This window comes from Rossellomorea oryzaecorticis (assembly GCF_038405515.1).
In the GTDB taxonomy this organism is placed as follows: domain Bacteria; phylum Bacillota; class Bacilli; order Bacillales; family Bacillaceae_B; genus Rossellomorea; species Rossellomorea oryzaecorticis_A.
In genome coordinates, this window is record NZ_JBBYAF010000110.1 from 1 (window position 1) to 439 (window position 439).

Consider the following 439-nt stretch of genomic DNA (forward strand, 5'->3'; position numbering starts at 1 on the left):
GGTCAGAGGTGGAAGCATGGCGACATGTGGAGCTGACTGATACTAATCGATCGAGGACTTAACCAAACGAAAAAGCGGAGGCGGCTCGTTCAGAGTCGACAAGCATTTTCGGGGCAAGCAGAAGAGGGCGTTCTTCCCTCAGCTGATTGACACGGAAATGACCTCGAGTCTCTAGCCGCCGGAGCTGGATTAATACGATACCGGTATTCTTGACATCAATCCTTTATCTAGTTTTCAGAGAATAAATTTCTCTTAAAAAGTACAAAAAAAGTCTTGAAATATCTTTCAAAGACGATATAATAGTACTTGTCCTTAAAAAGACATCATACATTTGTCTGGTGATAATGGCGAAGAGGTCACACCCGTTCCCATGCCGAACACGGAAGTTAAGCTCTTCAGCGCCGATGGTAGTTGGGGGATCTCCCCCTGTGAGAGTAGG

Annotated in this window: 1 rRNA gene; it reads left to right on the forward strand. The window is 45.8% G+C overall.

Features of this window, described 5'->3' with window-relative positions:
• Positions 1-334: 334 nt before the first annotated feature.
• Positions 335-439, forward strand: a 5S ribosomal RNA gene (rrf, locus tag AAEO50_RS21325); the annotation flags it as partial.